The sequence below is a fragment of the Carnobacterium sp. genome (genome assembly GCF_032094055.1).
Lineage (GTDB): Bacteria > Bacillota > Bacilli > Lactobacillales > Carnobacteriaceae > Carnobacterium_A.
Map to the genome: position 1 here is coordinate 3,776 of NZ_DAMDAK010000097.1, position 2,677 is coordinate 6,452.

Below are 2,677 nucleotides of genomic sequence, written 5' to 3' on the forward strand. Positions count from 1 at the left end.
GGCTCCTAATGTTCAGCTCTATACAGCTACCCACCCGCTTGATCCCATTAAACGGAATACCTCAATAGAATATGGTAAGCCGATTACGCTAGGAGATAATATCTGGGTCGGCGGCGGAGCTATTATCATTCCAGGAGTCACATTAGGAGATAATGTTGTAGTGGGTGCTGGAGCAGTTGTGACAAAATCATTTCCAGATAATGTGGTAATTGGCGGCAACCCAGCTAGAGTGATTAAAGTGCTGGAAATTTAACAAAAAAGCTGAACGATCAGCTAAACATCAACTTATTCTATTACCAAATAAAAAAATAAGACTGCAAGAAAACAAGTGTAAGGCTTGTTTTTCTTGCGGTCTATTTATATTAATAGTATTTTCCAACTTACGTTAATTTAATAAAGTTAAATTAACGTAAAACTTCTTCTGTATCAATATCAAAGAAATGGCCTTTGTTAAGATCAAAAGCTAGATTAATGAACTCACCTGGTTTATGGAAATCGCGCGCATCTACTTTCGAAATAAATTCCGTATCGTCAACACGTGTATACAACATTGTTTCAGCACCCAATAACTCAGAAACCACAACTTCAGCATGAACTACACTGTTAGGATTGGTATCTAAAGCAATTTGCTCGCTATGGATATCTTCTGGACGAATACCAAAGATCAATTTTTTACCATCGTAGCCTTTGCTGGCTAAGAGCTTGCTTTTTCCTTCAGGAATAGTTAGTTTTAAACCGGCTCCGTTTGTAATCACATTGCCGTTTAACGTTACATTAAAGAAGTTCATAGCAGGGGAACCGATAAAACCGGCAACGAACATATTTACAGGAGTATCATATACTTCTTTAGGTGATCCGATTTGTTGGACAAAACCGTCTTTCATGATAACGATCCGATCCGCCATAGTCATTGCTTCAGTTTGGTCATGGGTTACATAGATTGTTGTAGTTTCTAGACGTTGATGCAGTTTTGCAATTTCTGCCCGCATGGCTACACGTAATTTAGCATCTAAGTTAGATAAAGGTTCATCCATCAAGAAAACTTTAGCATCTCGAACAATTGCCCGGCCTAATGCGACCCGTTGACGTTGTCCACCTGATAATGCGGCTGGTTTACGTTTTAAGTATTCTGTTAAGCCTAAAATTTCTGCGGCTTCTTCTACACGGCGTTTAATTTCGTCTTTTTTATATTTACGCAATTTTAAACCAAAAGCCATGTTATCATATACAGTCATATGCGGATATAAAGCATAGTTTTGGAAAACCATGGCAATATCGCGGTCTTTAGGAGCAACGTCATTCATTAATGTGTCGCCGATATATAATTCACCTTCTGAAATGTCTTCTAAACCAGCAATCATTCGTAATGTTGTCGATTTACCACAACCGGAAGGTCCTACAAAAACGATAAATTCACGATCTTTGATTTTTAAATTAAAATCAGTAACAGAATAATTTTCATTATTTTCATATTTTTTATGGATATTATTTAAAGCGATTTCTACCATGTTCTTCACCTATCCTTTGTTTTATTTTTGTCTATTGTATAGGGATTAATATAATCAGTATAATGTAACCGTTATCTTTTTGAAACGTAGCAGTGCACAAGTTTTTTAATCTTTTTTTGTGCAGCTTGCACATAAAAAGAGCACAATCAGCTGTTCCGGCAAAGAAAACAGTCGTTAAGATATCGTAATGCGACGCTATTTTTGTTATACTAGCAGTAATGTAAAACAGTGATCTTTAAAAAAGAATTGGACTAAAGCAGCAGAACACTGATCAAGTGAATGAATAAGGAGTAGTTTAAAGAATGACGAAAAAACGTGGATTTGAAATTGTGACAGCTTATCAAAATAAAGCGATCCAACTACCGATCAGAGCAACCAATCATGCAGCTGGTTATGACTTTGAAGCAGCCGAAGATTGTCTTGTACCCTCTATTTGGAAGGTATTGTTTAAAAATAGAAAGTTGGAAACGGATCAGCAAACAGAAGGTGTACTCCCTGAAGAGAACCAGAAGCACTTAAAATCAACTTTGGTACCAACTGGCATTAAAGCCTATATGGGAGAAGATGAATATCTGCAGTTGGCCAACCGTTCAAGCAACCCCATCAAAAACCAATTGCTGCTGCCGAATGGTGTAGGAATTATTGATGCGGATTATTACAATAATGAAGCCAACGAAGGCCATATTTATTTTCAATTTGTCAATTATGGCATCAAAGATCATCTCGTCAAAAAAGGCGATCGAATCGGCCAAGGGATTTTTATGCCATTCCTAAAAGCGGATAATGAAAGAGCTTCTGGCAAGAATCGAACGGGTGGTTTTGGTTCATCCGGTCGATAAGCAAAACAAAAGAAAACGAAATAAAAAAGAGGAAACCAGAAGTAGATCTTCATGGTTTCTTCTTTTAAAAAGCCAGGTTTATTCAATTGCGTATTGTATAGTATAGCGTAAGAAAAATAAATAGAAGTGCCTTTTGAAAAGACGAGTTGGATGTTTTCAAACGTATTATCTTACTTTTTATGGTAAAATAGAAGTACGATTAATGGAGATTATGAGAAAGGAAGGTCCGATCGGTGGCAAAAAAAGTAGCAACAAAGTTTGTCTGCCAAGCTTGTGGATACGAATCTCCGAAATGGATGGGACGTTGCCCAAACTGTGGTGCATGGAACC

Annotated in this window: 3 protein-coding genes and 1 pseudogene; 3 read left to right on the top strand and 1 reads right to left on the bottom strand. The window is 37.1% G+C overall.

The features are described from left to right. Positions 1 to 253, top strand: a pseudogene (locus RT405_RS11940) (DapH/DapD/GlmU-related protein); the annotation flags it as partial. Between the two features lie 151 nt (positions 254 to 404). Here the strand turns inward: RT405_RS11940 and RT405_RS11945 are convergent. Beyond that, on the bottom strand, positions 405 to 1,508 hold the full coding sequence (locus tag RT405_RS11945) for a sn-glycerol-3-phosphate ABC transporter ATP-binding protein UgpC (protein WP_313469953.1): 1,104 nt from the start codon (positions 1,506 to 1,508) through the stop codon (positions 405 to 407). 302 nt (positions 1,509 to 1,810) lie between these two features. Between RT405_RS11945 and RT405_RS11950 the strand changes: the two genes are divergently transcribed. Both RT405_RS11950 and RT405_RS11955 read left to right on the top strand, forming a co-directional pair. Further along, the gene (locus RT405_RS11950; RefSeq protein ID WP_313469954.1) at positions 1,811 to 2,347 is read left to right on the top strand and encodes a dUTP diphosphatase; all 537 of its coding nucleotides are present in this window, start codon (positions 1,811 to 1,813) and stop codon (positions 2,345 to 2,347) included. Between the two features lie 233 nt (positions 2,348 to 2,580). Further along, the coding region (locus RT405_RS11955; protein ID WP_313469960.1) for a hypothetical protein at positions 2,581 to 2,677 on the top strand (97 nt) is incomplete at its 3' end.